We start from the raw sequence: 16386 nt of genomic DNA, 5'->3' as shown, positions 1-16386 counted from the left end.
CGTGGCCGGCGAAAGCAATACATCTGAGATCATCACATCTGAGATCTGAGATCCCCGTGCGCGGCCGGAGTTCGGACAGAATGTCCGAATTCCGGCCGCGCACGGTATTTGCAAACCGGTATTCCACTAAATTGCCACAACTTAACAACAGACGATATGAGTTTCCCCTCCGAATTTGAAAAATACGCCGTCAAGCACCGGGGCATCTCCAGCAACACGCTGGACTCCTATGCCAAGTACAGTGTCACCGCCCTGACGGCCAACGTAATCGAGGAGCGCCCGATGAACGTAGCCGTAATGGATGTGTACAGCCGCCTCATGATGGACCGCATCATCTTTTTGGGTTATCCCATCTCCGATGAAGTGGCCAACATCGTGACCGCGCAGCTCCTCTTCCTCGATTCCACCGACCGCACGCGCGACATCAATATGTACATCAACTCGCCCGGCGGCTCCGTGTATGCCGGTTTGGGCATGTACGACACGATCCAGTACGTGAGCCCCGACGTGGCCACGATCTGTATCGGCATGGCCGCCTCGATGGGCTCGCTGCTGCTCTCCGCCGGCGCCCCCGGCAAGCGCGCCGCCCTAAAGCACAGCCGCGTGATGATGCACCAGCCCTCCGGCGCCATGGGCGGCCAGGCCACCGACATCGAGATCACCGTGGGCCAGATCAAGAAGCTGAAGCGCGAGCTCTACGAGATCTACGCCAACCACTCGGGCCAGCCCGTGGAGCGCGTGGAGGCCGACCTCACCCGCGACTACTGGATGACGGCCGCCGAAGCCAAGGAATACGGCCTCGTGGACGAAGTGCTCGGCACCAATCCGAAGAAAGAGAAGAAAGGCGAAGGAGCGTGAGCGGGTGAGCAGGTGAACAGGTGAGCCGCCTCCTGGACAACCGCTCACCGCTGACCTGCTGACCTGCTCACAAGCACTCCAGGAAACATCAGAATAAAAAGGAATCACCCCACAAAAAGAACAACCATGAGCATCAACGATATCCTCCTGAACCGGTACCCGGTCATGAGCCCCCAGCCCAACCCGGAAGAGCCGGAACACACCGAAGAAGAAAAAGAAGAGCGCGCGGAGATCGACACGCGCATGCTGTATAAAAAGCTGGAGTCGTACTTCTACGACACCCGCACCATTCACCTCTGGGGCGTTGTAGACGATAAGTCGGCCAAGGACATCACCACCAAGCTCCTGCTGCTCGAGCACGACAATCCGGGCAAGGAGATCAAGTTCTACATCAATTCGCCCGGCGGCTCCGTTACGAGCGGCATGGTGATCTACGACATGATGCGCATGATCAAAAGCCCCGTGAGCACCATCTGCATGGGCCTCGCAGCCTCGATGGGCTCCATCCTGCTCTCCGGCGGCACCAAGGGCAAGCGCTACATCTTCCCCAACGGCGAGGTGATGATCCACCAGCCGTCGCTCGGCGGCCACATCCAGGCCGTGAGCGCCGACATGGAGATCCATGCCGAGCAGATCCTCCGCACGAAGGAAATGGGCGCCAAGATCCTCGCCGAGAACACCGGCCAGACCATCGAGCGCATCCGCAAGGACTTCGAGCGCGACTATTGGATGGACGCCGAAGCCTCCGTTGCCTATGGCATCGTGGATAAGGTGATCGACAAGCTGGTGTAAGAACCAGTGAACAGGAAACAAGGAACATGTGAAATACGAAGGAGGGACCGTGGGTTCCTCCTTTTTTATGGGCAGTGGCAACCGGATGGGCAAGAAAGAGAAAGAACGCAGATGTCACGGATTTGATACGATGAGCGCGGATGATTACCTATAATGGGTACACTCCGCGTTCGCGAGCTTGACACCCGTAAGATATTTGGGTACGATGAGGCAGGTCGCACAGAGGCGACCTTTACAAATAGACAAACAGACGCTCCCTCCATAGCGTGGCTTGTCACCCTGAGCTTAGCGAATACCTTAGCCTCTTCTTTTCTTAGCGGTAAAAATCCCTTCTTTTACCTTCCCCGCCTTCCCCTTCCGTGTTCCCTGTTCCTTATTCCCTGTTCACTTGTTCTCCGCGTAAATGCCGGGCTTCGCCCTGTAACAAACCCCTGCCGTTCAACGTTCTAAACCGGGGCCGGAGCCGCTTCGCCCTAATTTGTTCCTAATTCGGCCAAAAGGGGCCCGGGGCACTGGCTTTTTTCTAACTTTGCCGGCTATCCATGCAGCCAAATGGCCGGGAAAACATTCTAACTAGAAGCAATGGCAAAGAATATATTACACTGTTCGTTCTGTGGGCGCAGCCGCGACGAGGTCAAGATCCTCATCGCCGGCCAGGAAGGGCATATCTGCGAGAACTGCGTGGAGCACGCCCGGGAGATCATCGACCAGGAACTGATGGTGCGCGATGAGAAGGGTGCCGGCTCCGCCACCTTCAAGCTCACCGTGAAGAAGCCCCTCGAGATCAAGAAATTCCTCGACGAGTACATCATCGGGCAGGACGAGGCCAAGAAGGTCCTCTCCGTGGCCGTGTACAACCACTACAAGCGCCTCCAGTACAAGACCGATCCCGCCACCGAGATCGAGATCGAGAAAAGCAACATCGTGATGGTGGGTGAGACCGGCACGGGCAAGACCCTGCTGGCCAAGACCATCGCCAAGCTCCTCAACGTGCCCTTCGCTATTGTGGACGCTACCGTGTTCACCGAGGCCGGCTACGTGGGTGAGGACGTCGAGTCGATCCTGACGCGCCTCCTGCAGGTGTGCAACTACGATGTGGCCGCCGCCGAGCGCGGGATCGTGTACATCGACGAGATCGACAAGATCGCACGCAAGGGCGACAACCCCTCCATCACCCGCGATGTAAGTGGCGAGGGCGTGCAGCAGGGCATGCTGAAGCTGCTCGAAGGCACCGACGTGCTCGTACCCCCGCAGGGCGGCCGCAAGCACCCCGAGCAGAAGCTCATCAAGATCAACACCCAAAACATCCTCTTCATCTGCGGCGGCGCCTTCGACGGCATCGACAAGATCATCGGCCGCCGCGTGCAGACCAACACCATCGGCTTCAACGTCGACAAGGACCTGCAGGAGAACATGAAGAAGAACCTACTCCGCTACGTCAACGCCCAGGACCTGAAGGCCTTCGGCCTTATCCCCGAGCTCCTCGGCCGCCTGCCCGTGGTGACGCACCTCGACCCGCTCGACGCCAAGACGCTCCGCGCCATCCTGGTGGAGCCGAAGAACGCCCTCATCAAGCAGTACATCCGCCTTTTCGACCTCGAAGGTATCAAGCTGCACATCGAGGATCCCGTGCTCGACTTCATGGTGGAAAAAGCCGTCGAGTTCAAGCTTGGCGCCCGCGGTCTCCGCTCCATCTGCGAAAGCATCCTCACCGACGCGATGTTCGAGCTTCCCTCCTCACAGGAGAAGTTCTTCACGCTCGACCTCGAGTACGCGCAGCGGAAGTTCGACAAGAGCAAGATGTCGCTCCTTAAGGTGGCTTAATTTTAATTCATTCAAAAGTCAAAATTCAAAAGTCAAAAACGCTGTGTGCGGCAAGGCTTTTGTCCCGCAGAATGCGGGATGACTTTTTACTTTTGACTTATAAAACCAGAATCTATGTTCGGATCCATGTTAGGCGGCGGCGGCGATATGCAGGGCCACGTCAGAGAAATCTCCACCCGTCTGAAAGCCGATGCCGGCCTCACCGACGAGCAGGTGGCACAGGTACTCGAGACCATGAAAGAATACCTCGTAGAGCAATTTCCGATGATGCAGGGCATGGTCGAGAACATGCTCGGGAAAGGCAAGTAAGCGCATAAAACAAATTGGAAACGTCCCGCACTGTGCGGGACGTTTTTTTATTCTACCCGGAAGGCAAATAGCCGCTCGTCTACATCCGGCTGCGCCGCGGCGCCCATTGCATTCCGGTAAAGCGAAACGAAGCGGTCGGGGTTGCTGAGGCGGTTCGAAAAGGTGGCGAAGGTGCAAGCGAGCCCCGCCCGGCCGGCACTCGTGATCTGGGTGGCCATGATCGCGTACAGCCCGGGGCGCTGAGTCACAAGCCCGACGCGCAGGGCATAGCCGCTGCTGTCTTCGCGAAAGCGAAAACCGCGCTGGTCCGTGGCAAACGAATCGGGAAGCGTACCGATGACGGTCACATAGCGGAACTCCGCCGCTGCAGGCTCATGCCGCTGCCGCACGGTATCGAGACGGTACACCTGCAGCGCCATCCTGACCTGGGCCTCACTGTAGACAACCACCTGCCGGCTGCGCTCGTCGAACAGCGCTTTCGGAAACCGCGATGTAAACCAGAGCGTATCGCCGACGCGATAACCGGGAAGTCCGGGCTCCCAGGAAGATGCAACGCGGAAGGCATACCCGGAATCGGGCGGGCAATCCGGCGTGCGCGAGCAGCGGAACGCACAGAGGAGCACAAGGGCCGGTAGTGCAAACAGATAAAGGTGTCGGTTCATAGGGAGCTTAACGATACCCCTAAGTTACGAAACCGGCGCAGGGCCAGGCCTGCTATCTTTGCGCTCCCCATGCGTAATGCAGCGCTCCTTTTTCTGATCACACTCGTGGTGGCCGGCTGCCAGCCACCGGCCGACCGCACCGTAGAGCGTGGGTTCTATTACTGGAAGACCACCTTCGACCCGACGCCTAAAGAGCAGGAATACCTGCGCGCGCTAAACGCCTCCCACCTCTACCTCCGCCTGTTTGATGTAGACCTGAACGAGCAGGGCAAGCCCGCACCGGTGGGTACAGTGCAGATCAACAGCGCCGCGCCGCCTGATGTTCGCATCACCCCGGTCGTGTTCATCACGCAGGAAGTACTCCGCCGGTCTGACAGCACCGCACTCGAAGCCCTCGCGCCGCGGATGGCCCGCCTGATGGAGCAACTCTGCGCCGGGCTGCCGCTGAGCGGCGAGCTGCAGCTCGATTGCGACTGGAGCGCCGGCACCCGCGACCGCTATTTCTGCCTGCTGCGCGCGCTGCAGCGACAGCCCTTCGTCCGCAGCAAAACGCTTTCGGTAACGATCCGCCTGCACCAGCTCAAATACCGCGCAGCGTCCGGCCTCCCTCCTGCCGCCAAAGGCCTCCTGATGTGCTACAATATGGGCGACCTCCGTGATCCGAAGGTTCGCAATTCCATCATCGACCCCGGCGTACTGGAGCCGTACATCGGCGGCCTCCGCTCCTACCCGCTCCCGCTCGACGTGGCCCTGCCCGTGTTCCAGTGGAATGTATGGTTTGAAGGCGGGCGTTACAAAGGACTTGTATATCTACCGGACTCGCTCGCGCCCCGCAGTACGCTCGATTTCACGCGCGACAGCACCATTGGCGGCTACCGCTTCCGTGCCGGCGACCGCCTCCGGCCCGAACGCAGCGATGCCGAAAGCGTGCGGCGGGCCGCCAGCGCCGTCGCAAAACGGCTGCCATCCGGGCAGGTTCGCGTACTTTTATTTGCGCTCGACGAGCAAAACCTCGCGGCCTACACCCACGATGAACTGGAAGCTTTTTACGACCGCCTGCGCCACCGCCCTCCTCGGCTCGCTGCCGCAGAACGGGATCAGCTGCGCGGGCGATGAACCCGACGGCACCGACTACTTCACCTCCTTCTTCAGCCGGCCGGCAGCCACCCAGGACCGGTCGCTCCGCCCGTTCTTCTATACGATGATGCACACGTTCTACGACGACAGCGAAGAAGACCGCAGCGAACAACTGACGGCCGCCGCCGCCGCCGAATGGGCAGCCTACCTCCGGACGCCCCACCGCGACGACGCCGCCGCGCTGGTATTCGGCGCTTCCGACAGCACGATCAATGAATTACGAAGGCTCCCGCCCGGTGCAGCCCTGCCGCCCGACTACAGCAACAACAAAGTGGTGCGTACGCTCGTCGACAACCGTAATCCTGCGGTCCTGAACTACCTCGCCTTCGTAGGCCGCATCGACAGCCTCGTACCCGCCGGCGATGAATGGGAAGCGGCACCCAAACGCGACAGCGCGGGCCTCATGCGCCTCTCCGCCGAAGCCGGGCGTGCCGCCGCTACCGCCGACCCTTTTCTGAAAGGACGCTACGGACTGCAGCGTTGCCGCGCCGCCTTCCACGCCCGCAACCACAAGGCGGCCGTGCAGTATGCCGACGAGGGCTTTGCTCCCGCCGACAGCAGCACGGTGGCCACCCTGGCACGCTCCTACAAAGGCGGCAGCCTCTACCGCATGGGGCGGAACAAGGAGGCGGCCTATGCCTTCAGCCGCGTGTTCGCCGAATCCCCGGGCCTGCGCAGGAGTGCTTACCTTGGCTTCAACTGGAGCACCAACTCCGTCGACAGCAGCCTGCGGGAATCCTATACCGCCCAGGGCCGCACGGCGCGGGAAAAAGCGAACCTGCTCGGGATGTTCGGCCTGTATGGCGAAGCGGGCCAGCTGCACCTCCTGAAACAGATGTATGCGCTCGACCCTTCGTCGCCCCTCGTGCCCCTGCTCGTGTCGCGCGAGGTGAGCAAGGTGGAGGAGCAATACCTCTCGCCCGCGCTGCACTGGCCCAAGAGCAAGCTACCCTCCTTCGGCTATGCCTGGGAGCCGGGCACCGAAACCACCGGCAAGTTCCCGGCAGTGCTGCGCAACGCCCGCGCGCTCGCCGCCTGGCTGCCGCGCCTGGCCGATAACGCTGCGCTGCCTAACCGGGCGTTCTATGCCGCCGCGTCGGCCTACCTCCACATCATCGATCACCAGTTCGACGCGGCGCGTAAGGAGCTCGCACACGCGCGGGCACTGGAACCGGCGGCACCCGTGAACGACCAGCTGCAGCTGCTGCAACTACTCCTGCTCACCGAGGAACCAAAGGTCATTGGCCCCACCCAGGAAGCCGCGCTCCTGCCGGCCGCGCAATGGCTCGTGGGCAAGGCAAAAACCAACACCGAGTACGCGGTGTTCTGCCGCAACTTCTTCTCCGAAGTATTGGCCCTGCGCTACCAGAAAGCCGGCAGCCGCACGCGTGCGGCCCTCTCCCTCGGCATGGCAGACCTCAAGTTCTCCGGCAACGAAGTGCGCCCGGTGCATTATGGCTGGGGCCGCGGCCTCGACTTCGTGCGCTACGAGCTTCCGGCACCCGACGTACAGCAATTATACGGTACGATGACGCAGCCGGCCACGCCCTGGGAACGGTTCCTCGCGAACCATACCTCCTTCAATGCCGACGCGGTGAGCGAAACCGCGGGAACCGCTTACCTCCGCGAAGGGCAGTATGCGAAGGCCGTTGAGTGGCTTTCAAAAGCAAAAAAGCTGGAGCCCTTGACCCACGACCTGTACACCGACGAAAAGAACTGGAAGGCCGATCCCGATCCCTTCCACGACTACCTCAGCGACCGGCAGCGCTACCTCAAAGGCGCACCGAAGCCCTACGAAGCTGGACGTGGCGCGGCAGCTGCTGGCCCTGGAGCAACAGGTGGAGAAAGAAACGGCGCCGGAGGCAAAGGCGAAGCTGTATTACCGCTGGGCGAGCGCGCTGTATAACATGAGCTACTACGGCAACAACTGGAACGCCGTGGCTTACGACCGCACGGGCTCCGACTGGAACGAGGGCAACTACAAGCTGGCCTGGCAAAAGGAATACTACGGCGTGTACCGGGCCAAGGGTTTCTATGAAAAAGCGTATGCCCTGACGGCCGACCGTGAGTTCAAGGCAGCCTGCCTGTTCCTGGTAGCCAAGTGCCGGCAACGGCAGTTCGCGCGGCCCGACTACAGCGCGCCGATGGCCGCTGAAAAAGCCTTCGAGCGCAACTTCCGCGAAAACCCGTATTTCCCGCAGTACATCAGGGAATTCGGCGACACCAGATTTTATAAGTATTCCTACAACCGCTGCGGCTACCTCCGCGACTTCGTGAAAAAGCAGCAGCAACCGAAAGCTCCGGTAAAGAAGTAAGGCAGGCCCTGCCCTGCGGCAAGACCTACCTTCTTTCCCCCTAAGACAGACAACCAAGTGCCCTTCGGTTACCAAAAGCGAACCTTATAGCACAGGGCCTTCGTCAGCAAAGCAGTGTTACCGGGCATGTTTCCGGCCGGCCCGCTTACGGTAAAAAGCCACATAGATCCAGATAAGGGTACCAACCCACACGGAAAGGTAAATCGGCAGGAACCGTTGGGGCTGCTGAAAACTCATGACAACGATGACGACCAGCAGGAAAACGAGTAACAGGGTATTTCCGATCTTCTTCATATTCATGAATTAAAAGGCAGGAAGGAGGTCGATACTCGAGTTGGCGGTACAGGCAATCCCGCAGGCCATCGCGATGGACACCGTTCCGATCGGACCTGCCCCAATTGCGGAGCCACCGATGTTTGTCGAGATCAGCAGGATGGCACATTGCGCATTCGAATTACACGCAATCTGCGCATCTCCCACACAATCTCCCGTACAGGCAAGCCACTGCCAGAATCCGCGCCTGGCTACTTCGGTATTTTCCACCGGCACCACTCGGCCGGAGCCCTCTTCGTTAAAGATAACGGAACCAAGCCGTGTTCCATTGATCAAGTAGACGCCCAAGCCAGGATACTTGCTATCGCGGCTGCCTTCGAAGCTGTAGTAGACATTAAAAACCCCGCCTCTTACAGGGTACCCGGCGAGCACACCCACAGCTTCACCATCCCTACGAACAACTGAGGCAAAGACGACAGGAGTAGCTTCATTCTTGAGATCAATGAGTTGGGCCCCTTGGATGTCTTCGGGGCGCAGGGTGGGCCAGGTGCTTTCCTTACTTGGATCGGAAGCAGATTGGCGTGCAGCCGCTTCCAGCTGATCGGCGGTGATTTTCTTGTACTGGTCCAACTGCAAAACGTTCTTCGTTTGCGCCTTCGCCTTTTCGAAAGGCGACATACAACAGGCTACAAGCAGGGCGAGGAGAGGAATTTGTTTCATAACTTTTTTTTCAAAACTACCCTTGCTTGCAGGGGGCTTCCATGTGCTTTCTCTCAAAAAAAGCTGGGTTTTTTCTGGCCAAAAAATGTGGTGTTTCCCCAGCAAAGAAGGGTAAAACAAAAGGGCCGCACTTGCGTGCGGCCCTTGCCATATCCAAAGGTTAGTAAGCAAAGGGCGATGAAACAAAGCCTTCCTTAGTAACTAGATCCCAGTGTTAGCTGCAACCCATGCTGTTGCCGCAGTTGAGGCACTTGTAGCAGGTGCCGCTGCGTACGGTGATGTGGCCGCAGGTGTTACAGGCCGGGGCATCGCTTTGCATGCTCTTGGCGGCTGCATTTACTGCGCCGAGGCCATTGCTCGAAGCCTTCACGGCTGCCGGCTGCTGCTTCTGCGTCTTGGCGGCCTGGGGCGTCGTGGCTACCACGCGCACCGAAGACAACTCAGGTTTCTCGATCGACTTCGCCGTCGGCTCGTCCCAGCTCTCTTCGCCGGTGTTGCCCACTTCGGGCTTGTCGAGCACGTGCACGAGGTCGGTGCGGTTGAGGTACTCGTAGCCGAGGAGGCGGAAGATGAAGTCCACGATCGAGGTGGTGCTCTTGATGTTCGGGTGCTCCACGAAGCCGGCGGGGTCGAACTTGGTGAACACGAATTTCTCCACGTACTCATCCAGCGGCACACCATACTGCAGGCCGATCGAGATGGCCACCGCAAAGCAGTTCAGCATCGAGCGCATCGTTGCGCCTTCCTTCGCCATATCGATGAAGATCTCACCCAGCGTGCCGTCGGCGTACTCGCCGGTGCGGATGAACATCGTCTGTCCGTTGATCTTCGCCTTCTGCGTAAAGCCCCGGCGCTTGGCGGGCAGCGAGCGACGCTCCACGATGGAGGCGAGCTGGCGCTTCAGCACGGTGTCGGGCGAAGCCTGCACACGCTTCTGCACTTCCTCGAGGAGCTCCTCGATGGTGAGCTTGCTCATATCCACGATACCGCTTTCCACTTCGGCTGCGGGCGTTTCGGCAGCAGCTTCAGAGGTGGCCGACGTATCTTCTTTCTTCTTCTTGTCCGACTTGTTCGACAGCGGCTGCGAAAGCTTGGAGCCGTCGCGGTAGAGGGCGCAGGCCTTCAGACCGAGCTGCCAGGAGAGCAGGTACGAATCGGCGATCTCGTCGACCTGGGCCTCGTGCGGCAGGTTGATGGTCTTGGAGATGGCACCGGAGATAAAGGGCTGGGCGGCGGCCATCATGCGGATGTGGCCGTGGGCGTGGATGTAGCGCTCGCCTTTCTTACCGCACTTGTTGGCGCAGTCGAATACCGGCAGGTGCTCGGCCTTCAGGAAGGGTGCGCCTTCCACCGTCATCGTTCCGCACACGTAGTCGTTGGCGGCGTCGATCTGCTCGTCGGAGAAGCCGAGGGCCTCCAGCAGGCTCCACTCGAAGTTGAAGTACTGCTCGGGGGTGAAGCCCAGGCGCTGCAGGCACTCCTCGCCGAGGTTGTAGACGTTGAACACGAAGCCGATCTCGAAAGCGGCCTTTACGGCTTTATCCAGCTTCTCGATCTCGGAGGCGATAAAGCCTTTCTCCGACAGCGATTGGTGGTTGATGTGCGGGGCGCCGGCGAAGGTACCGTGGCCGACCGCGTAGTTGATGATGCCGTCGATCTCCTTCTGGCCATAGCCCATGTGCTGGAGCGCCAGGGGAACCGACTGGTTGATGATCTTGAAGTAGCCGCCGCCGGAGAGCTTCTTGAACTTCACGAGGGCGAAGTCGGGCTCCACGCCGGTGGTGTCGCAATCCATGACGAGGCCGATGGTACCCGTGGGGGCGATCACCGTCGTTTGCGCGTTGCGGTAGCCGTACTGCTCACCGAGAGCCACCGCGTCGTTCCACGACTTGCAGGCAGCCTTGAGGAGGTAGTCGGGGGTGAACTGCGCCTTGAGGCCCTGGGGCTTCACGGAGAGGCCTTCGTATTCGGCAGCATCGAAGGCAGCGGCGCGGTGGTTGCGCATCACGCGCAGCATGTGCTCCTTGTTCTCCTCGTAGCGGGGGAAGGCACCGAGCACGGAAGCCATTTCAGCCGACGTCTTGTAGGCAACGCCCGTCATGATGGCGGAGATGGCACCGGCGATGGCGCGGGCCTTCTCGGAGTCGTACGGAATGCCGCTCACCATCAGCAGGGTGCCGAGGTTGGCGTAGCCGAGGCCGAGGGTGCGGTAGTCGTAGGAGAGCTGGGCCACTTCCTTGGAGGGGAACTGGGCCATCAGCACCGATACTTCGAGCACCACGGTCCAGAGGCGGCAGTTGTATTCGTAGCCTTCCACGTCGAAGGTGTTCGTGGCGGCATCGTAGAACTTCATCAGGTTGGCCGAAGCGAGGTTGCAGGCCGTGTTGTCGAGGAACATGTACTCCGAGCAGGGGTTGGAGGCGCGGATCTCGCCACCCTCGGGGCAGGTGTGCCACTCATTGATGGTGGTGTTGTACTGCGTACCGGGGTCGGCGCAGCGCCAGGCGGCGTATGCGATCGTGTCCCACAGCTGCTTGGCGGGCACCTTCTTCATTACGCGGCCGTCGGTGCGGGCGGTGAGCTCCCAGTCTTCACCTTTCTCGAGCTTCTCGAAGAAGGAGTTGGGGATACGCACGGAGTTGTTGGAATTCTGTCCGCTCACGGTGCGGTAGGCTTCGCCCTCGTAATCGGAGGGATAGCCGGCGGCGATGAGCGCGCCCACTTTCTTCTCTTCTTCGACCTTCCAGTTCACGAACAGCTCGATCTCGGGGTGATCGAGGTCGAGGCACACCATCTTGGCGGCGCGGCGCGTGGTGCCGCCGCTCTTGATGGCGCCGGCGGCGCGGTCGCCGATCTTGAGGAAGGACATGAGGCCGGAGCTCGTGCCGCCGCCGGAGAGCTTCTCGCCTTCTGCGCGGAGGTTGGAGTAGTTGGTGCCTACGCCGGAGCCGTATTTGAAGATGCGGGCCTCACGTACCCAGAGGTCCATGATGCCGTTGTCGCCCACGAGGTCGTCCTCCACGGAGAGGATGAAGCAGGCATGGGGCTGCGGGCGCTCGTAAGCGGAGGTGGATTCTTTCAGCTGTCCGTCGACGGGGTCCACGTAGTAGTGACCCTGGGGCTTACCGGAGATGCCGTAGCTCTCGTACAGGCCCGTGTTGAACCACTGGGGCGAGTTGGGCACGCACATCTGGGCGAGGATCGAATAAACGAGCTCGTCGTAGAACACCTGCGCGTCCTTGTCGGTGGCGAAGTAGCCGTACTTGTGGCCCCAGGCCTTCCAGCAGTTGGCGAGGCGGTGAGCCACCTGCTTCACGGAGGTCTCGCGGCCGGTGGAGCCATCGGGCTGCGGCACGCCGGCCTTACGGAAGTACTTCTGCGCCAGGATGTCGGTGGCGATCTGGCTCCAGCCCTTGGGCACTTCAACGTTGTTCATTTCGAACACTACCTCGCCGCTCGGGTTGCGGATCACGGAGGTGCGGTAATCGTACTCGAACTGGTCGAAAACAGGAATGTCGTCGCGGGTGAACTTCCGCGTGAAGGCCAAGCCCTTCGTGGTTTTCTTAGCGTTGCCCATAGCCAAATGTGTTTATGTAGGATTAAAATTGTCGGACGTACATCCGCCAAAATGTTTCGGCGGACGACGAAAGTATCCGGATAGAGCGAAAAAAAGAGGCCGGAGATATGCACATGGAGGCCCAAAAATGGGGACAATCCCGGGAGGGCGCGCCGGGCGCGAATCCCGTGATTTTTGCACTCAAAATCCACAGTCCGCGGCATAACAATTTTTTGGCATCGCCCCAAAATCCCCTAAACAGGAACTACCGTTTATACCCATACGGGGAGGGCTGCGGAGGGGGTGCGGATGGTGGCTGAAATTCCCCAGGGCACCGGCATTGCAGAAAATTCCGCATTTTTGCATACATTTTAAAGACTACGGATGCAGGGGCTTGTTTATCAGACTTTACAGGAACGGAAGATACAGGGGATCAAATCCTTCGCCCTGCTGATCGATCCCGATAACGTCACCCCCGAATCGCTCGACCGCCTCCTCGACCGCGCTATTGAAGCCGGTGTGGACTTCTATTTTGTAGGCGGCTCCCTCGTCGTAACCGACGGACTCGACGCCTGCGTCCTGCAGATCAAGGCGCGCACGGATAAGCCGGTGGTGCTGTTCCCGGGCTCTCCGTCGCAGCTCAGCCGTCATGCCGATGCCCTCCTGTACCTCTCCCTCATCTCCGGCCGCAACCCCGAGCTCCTCATCGGCCAGCACGTGATCTCGGCGCCCTTCGTCAAAAAGAGCGGTCTCGACATCATGCCTACCGGCTATATGGTGATCGACGGCGGCGCGCCCACCACGGTCTCCTATATCTCCAACGCGGCCCCCATTCCGCACGACAAGGCCGACATCGCCCTGTGCACGGCACTGGCGGGCGAGATGCTCGGCATGCGCCTTATCTACCTCGATGCCGGCTCCGGTGCCCTGCGCCCGGTGAGCACCGCCATGATCGGTGCCGTGGCCAGGCATATCGACGTGCCCCTTATCGTGGGCGGCGGCATCCGCGACGGCGCCCGTGCCGCGGCCGCCTGCGCCGCCGGTGCCGACGTGGTGGTAGTGGGTAACGCCATCGAAAAAGACCCGGAACTGCTGAATGAGATCGCGTCGGCGATTCACGGTGTGAACGTGGCTTAGACGATAAACTTTATAAAGATGCCGCGCCCAAAAGGCGCGGCATCGTCATTGCGAGCGCAGCGTCCCGAAGCCTCGGGACAATCTCCCGCACTATCGGAATGACCGTCCAACGATATCGGTCATCTTGCGGTCACCCTGCGTCACGGAGGAGATTGCTTCGCTGCGCTCGCAATGACGGGAAAAGCCGCCCGGCGGGCGGCTTTTCTGTATGTGTTCGGAAGGGCTGGAGACCAAAGCAACCGGCCTCAGCCAACTTCAAACTCCAAACCTCAAACTAAAAACTTTTTTCCTGCTTCACCCGTGTCGGCGTATCCGTTCCGGAGATGATGCCGGCGGCGCTCCTGGCAATGGCCTCGGTGATCTTGGCGAGGTTGGCCATATCGAGCGTGCCTACCTCGTCGGAGGGCTTGTGGTAGTGCGGCTCCACGTCCATCTTCGACGTAGAGATCGTATGGGCCGGTACGCCTAGATAGGCGAGGGTGGCATTGTCGGAGCGGTAGAAGAGATCCTGCTCCGGGTACGGGTCGGGGTGGAAGTCGAAACCGGAGCCCTTCAGGCTCTTTTGCAGCAGCACGCCCATATCGGTCTTGTCGAAGCCGGTGATGAAGGCGCTGTTGCGGCCCCACTTGCTTTCGGTGCCGATCATCTCAATGTTGAACATCGCCATTACCCGGGCGGGGTCAAGCTGGCGCGAGAAGTACTGGGCGCCCCAGCCGCCGCTCTCCTCCGCGGTGAAAGCCACGAACATGAGCCCACGCGCGTTGTTCTTTAGCTTTGCGAAGTGCTGCGCGAGCAGGATCACCGAAGTGATACCCGACGCATCGTCGTTGGCACCGTTGTAGATCGAGTCGCCGTTCACCGGCTTGCCGATGCCCAGGTGATCGTAATGCCCGGAGAAGATCACCTGCTCCGAAGCACGCGTGGTGCCGGGCAGAACACCTACCACGTTGGCCATCCGCTCTTCTGCAAACGAATGCTCGGCCTTTACCGTAAAACTACGGGGTGTCTCCTGCGTCAGAAGAAACACTACGTCGTACTCCGAGGGCAGCATCGCACGCTTCAGTCCAGAAAAACGAGGGAACAGGCGGCTATAGGCCGTATCGACCAGCACCACCAGGTTCTCCTTGCCGGAGGCCAGTCCGCGCACCTCGGAGAACACCTGGCGCGTGTCCACTTTTCCCTGCGGCGCCAGGCGCATCACCCGGAAGCCGCTCTTCTCGTTCACCTTGAATTCTTTCTTCGTGGTGACGACCAGCACGTTCTTTACGTCGAAGTCCTGCTCGTTCACTTCGGCCTTCAGGAGGGTTTGCTTCGGGCGCAGTACCGGGAACTCCTGCAGGAAGCCGGTGGCACCGGGCAGGGGCTGCAGTCCGGCCTTGCGGAACTCGTCGGCGATGAAGGCAGCAGCCTTTTCAATACCAGGCGTGCCGGGCCGGCGGCCGCCGAGCTCGTCGGAGGCAAGGTAGGTTTCGATACGGGTCGCCTCGGCGGCGGAGATGTCGGTCTTTTGTGCACAGGAAAATAAAGGGGCTCCAAAGGCCAGGAGCAAAAACAGCTTTTTATTCATGATTGGGGTTAGTGGGTAATACCGGGTGGCACGCAGAAAGCGCGGAAAACGCGGAATCTTTTTGCATGGGCACTCCGATCGGTGGTCAATATTCTTTGAATTGCAAATGCTTCAATGCCATCATTCCAATTAGCTCGAAGCGTCTTCGATCCGACGCCTCCAAATAAAACGCAGAAGCGTTCGCAAGCGAACGCGGGGAGACCGGCGGATCGTTGCCTGGGAGTACCGAGGTAGCTCCTTCGGCGCTTTATACAACAACGTCCATCTACGGAAAGCAGCACCTTTTTCGGAGGGTTCATCAAGCAGTAAAACAAACTTCCCTTCTGTAAACCGCTCACAAAACGTACTTCCGCGTTTTCTGCGTGCCTACAACGACATCATCTCTTTGAACTTCACCGTCTGGCGGCGGCTCACTTCGATCTTCTCACCGCCTTTCAACTCCAGCAGCAGGCCGCCGTTGAAGTAGGGCTCGATCTTTTCGATGAGGCGCAGGTTCACGATGTGCTTGCGGTTGGCGCGGAAGAACACCTTTTCGTCGAGGCGCTCCTCGAGGGCGTTGAGGGATTTCAGGATGAGGGGCTTGTTGTTGCCGAAGAACACCTTGGCGTAGTTGCCCACGCTCTCGAAGAGGCGAATCTCGGAGAGGCGCACGAACCAGCAGCGGTCGCCGTCCTTCACGAACACCTGGTCGTTCTCGGTGAGCAGGCTCCGGTTACCTTCGGTCGGGAAAGCGGTGCCGCCGTTGCCATGGCCGCCTTCTTCGCCGCGCAGCTTATGGATGGCGTCGGCGAGGCGCTTCGGCTCCACGGGCTTCAGCAGGTAATCGAGCGCGTTGACCTCGAAGGCCTTCAGCGCATAGTCGTCGTAGGCTGTGGTAAAAATCACCTGCGGCGCCTTGTCCACTTCGGCCAGCAGGTCGAACCCGGTCTTGCCGGGCATCTGGATGTCGAGGAAGATCAGGTCCGGGTTGTGGGTCTCGATCTTGGCGAGGCCTTCGTCCACGTTGCTGGCTTCGTCCACGATCTCGATCTCCGGAAATTCCTGGAGCAGCTTGCGCAGCTCAGCCCGGGCCAGTCGTTCGTCGTCAATTATGATCGCTCTCATGAGGATGTTTATTAGTTTATTGGTCTATTCGTTTATTGGTCTATTCGTTTATTGGTCTATTGGTTTATTGGTAAGGGGTCGCCTCTGGTGCCGGCTTTCCTCGATCGGTTCAACTCTTTCTGCCGCATCCGC

The 16386-nt window shown here is 59.9% G+C and carries 14 protein-coding genes; 8 read left to right on the top strand and 6 right to left on the bottom strand.

What is annotated here, in order from left to right:
• The first annotated feature begins 156 nt into the window (after positions 1–156).
• The 4 genes from ABD937_RS15565 (at position 157) to ABD937_RS15550 (ending at position 3783) form a co-directional block, all read left to right on the top strand.
• Positions 157–858 (top strand): ClpP family protease, encoded by a 702-nt coding sequence (locus tag ABD937_RS15565; RefSeq protein WP_345256688.1) that lies wholly within the window; start codon positions 157–159, stop codon positions 856–858.
• Positions 859–984: 126 nt separating this feature from the next.
• On the top strand, positions 985–1650 hold the full coding sequence (locus ABD937_RS15560; protein ID WP_345256687.1) for a ClpP family protease: 666 nt from the start codon (positions 985–987) through the stop codon (positions 1648–1650).
• Positions 1651–2232: 582 nt separating this feature from the next.
• Positions 2233–3474, top strand: a complete 1242-nt coding sequence (gene clpX / locus ABD937_RS15555; RefSeq protein WP_345256686.1) for an ATP-dependent Clp protease ATP-binding subunit ClpX — start codon at positions 2233–2235, stop codon at positions 3472–3474.
• A gap of 114 nt (positions 3475–3588) precedes the next feature.
• Positions 3589–3783 (top strand): hypothetical protein, encoded by a 195-nt coding sequence (locus ABD937_RS15550; protein WP_345256685.1) that lies wholly within the window; start codon positions 3589–3591, stop codon positions 3781–3783.
• Positions 3784–3830: 47 nt separating this feature from the next.
• On the opposite strand, the gene ABD937_RS15545 is transcribed toward ABD937_RS15550, so the two are convergent.
• The gene (locus tag ABD937_RS15545) at positions 3831–4445 is read right to left on the bottom strand and encodes a hypothetical protein (RefSeq protein ID WP_345256684.1); all 615 of its coding nucleotides are present in this window, start codon (positions 4443–4445) and stop codon (positions 3831–3833) included.
• A gap of 69 nt (positions 4446–4514) precedes the next feature.
• Here ABD937_RS15545 and ABD937_RS15540 point away from each other — a divergent pair, with 69 nt between their 5' ends.
• The 3 genes from ABD937_RS15540 to ABD937_RS15530 are packed head-to-tail and all read left to right on the top strand — an operon-like array spanning position 4515 to position 7897.
• Positions 4515–5561: a hypothetical protein gene (locus ABD937_RS15540; protein WP_345256683.1), complete on the top strand. Its 1047-nt coding sequence runs from the start codon at positions 4515–4517 to the stop codon at positions 5559–5561.
• Complete coding sequence (locus ABD937_RS15535; RefSeq protein WP_345256682.1) at positions 5476–7488, top strand: hypothetical protein; 2013 nt, start codon at positions 5476–5478, stop codon at positions 7486–7488. Before ABD937_RS15540 ends, ABD937_RS15535 begins: the two co-directional genes overlap by 86 nt.
• A complete protein-coding gene (locus tag ABD937_RS15530) occupies positions 7388–7897 on the top strand; it encodes a hypothetical protein (RefSeq protein WP_345256681.1) in 510 nt (169 codons plus the stop codon). The genes ABD937_RS15535 and ABD937_RS15530 overlap by 101 nt, the downstream gene beginning before the upstream one ends.
• A 117-nt stretch (positions 7898–8014) precedes the next feature.
• Here the strand turns inward: ABD937_RS15530 and ABD937_RS15525 are convergent, their stop codons facing one another.
• From ABD937_RS15525 to ABD937_RS15515, 3 genes are all read right to left on the bottom strand, one after another.
• Positions 8015–8191, bottom strand: coding sequence for a hypothetical protein (locus tag ABD937_RS15525; protein ID WP_345256680.1), 177 nt, complete (start codon positions 8189–8191; stop codon positions 8015–8017).
• A 9-nt stretch (positions 8192–8200) separates the two neighbouring features.
• Entirely contained in the window at positions 8201–8890 is a 690-nt protein-coding gene (locus tag ABD937_RS15520) for a hypothetical protein (RefSeq protein ID WP_345256679.1), read from the bottom strand.
• A 214-nt stretch (positions 8891–9104) separates the two neighbouring features.
• Entirely contained in the window at positions 9105–12467 is a 3363-nt protein-coding gene (locus ABD937_RS15515; protein WP_345256678.1) for a vitamin B12-dependent ribonucleotide reductase, read from the bottom strand.
• Between the two features lie 363 nt (positions 12468–12830).
• Between ABD937_RS15515 and ABD937_RS15510 the strand changes: the two genes are divergently transcribed.
• On the top strand, positions 12831–13583 hold the full coding sequence (locus ABD937_RS15510) for a phosphoglycerol geranylgeranyltransferase (RefSeq protein ID WP_345256677.1): 753 nt from the start codon (positions 12831–12833) through the stop codon (positions 13581–13583).
• Positions 13584–13857: 274 nt separating this feature from the next.
• Here ABD937_RS15510 and ABD937_RS15505 read toward each other — a convergent pair whose 3' ends face one another.
• Together ABD937_RS15505 and ABD937_RS15500 are read right to left on the bottom strand one after the other, a co-directional pair.
• Positions 13858–15150: a M28 family peptidase gene (locus ABD937_RS15505; protein WP_345256676.1), complete on the bottom strand. Its 1293-nt coding sequence runs from the start codon at positions 15148–15150 to the stop codon at positions 13858–13860.
• 366 nt (positions 15151–15516) lie between these two features.
• Positions 15517–16254: a LytR/AlgR family response regulator transcription factor gene (locus ABD937_RS15500; RefSeq protein WP_345256675.1), complete on the bottom strand. Its 738-nt coding sequence runs from the start codon at positions 16252–16254 to the stop codon at positions 15517–15519.
• Positions 16255–16386: the final 132 nt, after the last annotated feature.

Source organism: Flaviaestuariibacter amylovorans (assembly GCF_039541815.1).
In the GTDB taxonomy this organism is placed as follows: Bacteria; Bacteroidota; Bacteroidia; order Chitinophagales; family Chitinophagaceae; genus Flavisolibacter; species Flavisolibacter amylovorans.
The sequence above is the reverse complement of the archived record's forward strand: the minus strand, read 5'-3'. Positions and strand labels throughout refer to the sequence as shown.

What these genes read in the sequence shown, in the direction of transcription:
- ABD937_RS15525 (WP_345256680.1), bottom strand. Translation starts at nt 8,191, where the DNA reads ATGAAGAAGATCGGAAATACCCTGTTACTCGTTTTCCTGCTGGTCGTC.
- clpX (WP_345256686.1), top strand. Translation starts at nt 2,233, where the DNA reads ATGGCAAAGAATATATTACACTGTTCGTTCTGTGGGCGCAGCCGCGAC.
- ABD937_RS15560 (WP_345256687.1), top strand. Translation starts at nt 985, where the DNA reads ATGAGCATCAACGATATCCTCCTGAACCGGTACCCGGTCATGAGCCCC.
- ABD937_RS15540 (WP_345256683.1), top strand. Translation starts at nt 4,515, where the DNA reads ATGCGTAATGCAGCGCTCCTTTTTCTGATCACACTCGTGGTGGCCGGC.
- ABD937_RS15500 (WP_345256675.1), bottom strand. Translation starts at nt 16,254, where the DNA reads ATGAGAGCGATCATAATTGACGACGAACGACTGGCCCGGGCTGAGCTG.
- ABD937_RS15515 (WP_345256678.1), bottom strand. Translation starts at nt 12,467, where the DNA reads ATGGGCAACGCTAAGAAAACCACGAAGGGCTTGGCCTTCACGCGGAAG.
- ABD937_RS15520 (WP_345256679.1), bottom strand. Translation starts at nt 8,890, where the DNA reads ATGAAACAAATTCCTCTCCTCGCCCTGCTTGTAGCCTGTTGTATGTCG.
- ABD937_RS15550 (WP_345256685.1), top strand. Translation starts at nt 3,589, where the DNA reads ATGTTCGGATCCATGTTAGGCGGCGGCGGCGATATGCAGGGCCACGTC.
- ABD937_RS15505 (WP_345256676.1), bottom strand. Translation starts at nt 15,150, where the DNA reads ATGAATAAAAAGCTGTTTTTGCTCCTGGCCTTTGGAGCCCCTTTATTT.
- ABD937_RS15565 (WP_345256688.1), top strand. Translation starts at nt 157, where the DNA reads ATGAGTTTCCCCTCCGAATTTGAAAAATACGCCGTCAAGCACCGGGGC.
- ABD937_RS15510 (WP_345256677.1), top strand. Translation starts at nt 12,831, where the DNA reads ATGCAGGGGCTTGTTTATCAGACTTTACAGGAACGGAAGATACAGGGG.
- ABD937_RS15545 (WP_345256684.1), bottom strand. Translation starts at nt 4,445, where the DNA reads ATGAACCGACACCTTTATCTGTTTGCACTACCGGCCCTTGTGCTCCTC.
- ABD937_RS15535 (WP_345256682.1), top strand. Translation starts at nt 5,476, where the DNA reads ATGAACTGGAAGCTTTTTACGACCGCCTGCGCCACCGCCCTCCTCGGC.